Source organism: Streptosporangium sp. NPDC006013 (assembly GCF_040614275.1).
GTDB lineage: Bacteria > Actinomycetota > Actinomycetes > Streptosporangiales > Streptosporangiaceae > Streptosporangium.
In genome coordinates, this window is record NZ_JBEXUE010000974.1 from 1 (window position 1) to 1,148 (window position 1,148).

The following is a 1,148-nucleotide window of genomic DNA, read 5'->3' on the forward strand; positions in this document are numbered from 1 at the left end:
GGAATCTCACGCGCCGCCGGTTCACCGGGGCACGATCCGTCCGGTTAGCTATTAAATGTAACTTTTATCGGCGCCCCCGAGGTGGCCCGGCGGCGGCCCTCGGCGCTCTCCGGCGGGCAGCGCCAGCGCGTCGCCATCGCCCGTGCGCTGGCGCCGTCGCCCGACCTGATCGTGCTCGACGAGCCGGTGTCCGCCCTGGACGCGGTGACCCAGGCCCAGATCCTCACGCTGCTGCGCCGGCTCCAGGACAGGCACGGGATGGCCTATCTGCTCATCTCGCACGACCTCGCCGTGGTGGCCGCCGCCGCGGGACGGCTCGCGGTGATGCGGGACGGCAGGATCATCGAGTCCGGCCCGACCGCCGAGGTGCTCGCCGCCCCCGAGGCGCCGTTCACCCGCCAGTTGCTCGCCGCCATCCCTGACGGCCGCCCTTCGGCGTGACCAGCCTGGTCGTCACCGTCGTGCCGGGGCATGGTGGATGATGTCCGCCACCTCGGCCGGGGCGCCGGCGAAGACGGCGTGCCCCGCGTCGAGGGTCGCCTGGGCGAACGCGGTCGCGGGGGCCAGCTCGTCGGCGTGCCGGATCATCACGTCCTGGAGCGCGACGGGCAGCGCGCGGTCGCGGGTGGTGCGGATGTACGTCCGGGGCACGCTCCCCCAGCGCTCGGCCGTGGCCCCGGTCGGGGTGGTGAGGAACGCCATCGGCTGGTCGGGGGTGAGGGAGGCGGCCATGGCCTGGAAACCGGGGCGGTCGAGGTCGCTGAAGTAGGCCGCGTACAGTTCGTCCTGGTAGGCGGGGTCGGTGCTGCGCGGGTCGATCCGCACCGCGCCGACGGCCGCGGGATCGCCCAGGTAGAGCCCGCCGCCGAGCGCGGTCTGCGCCTCCGGCAGGGCCAGGTACGCGCCCACGGGACCCAGCGAGGTGGGGACGAACGCGGTGACGTACACCAGCCCGGCCACCAGCTCGGGGGCCAGTTCGGCGACCCGGGTGGCCACCGCCCCGCCTATGCTGTGCGCGGCCACGACCGGCGGCGCGGCGAGCCGGCGTAGCCCGGCGACGTGGCCGGCGTCCGGGAACTCGCGGTGGAAGGTGCTCACCCACGAGGCCACCGTTCCGGGGGCTGGCGGGGTGTCCAGCAGGATGAAGT

2 protein-coding genes are annotated in these 1,148 nt (G+C 74.5%); one reads left to right on the top strand and one right to left on the bottom strand.

What is annotated here, in order from left to right:
• Positions 1–81: 81 nt before the first annotated feature.
• Positions 82–441: an ABC transporter ATP-binding protein gene (locus ABZ260_RS51375; RefSeq protein WP_355633333.1), complete on the top strand. Its 360-nt coding sequence runs from the start codon at positions 82–84 to the stop codon at positions 439–441.
• Between the two features lie 12 nt (positions 442–453).
• Here ABZ260_RS51375 and ABZ260_RS51380 read toward each other — a convergent pair.
• Positions 454–1,148: alpha/beta hydrolase (locus ABZ260_RS51380; RefSeq protein WP_355633335.1), on the bottom strand; the 695-nt coding region annotated here is incomplete at its 5' end.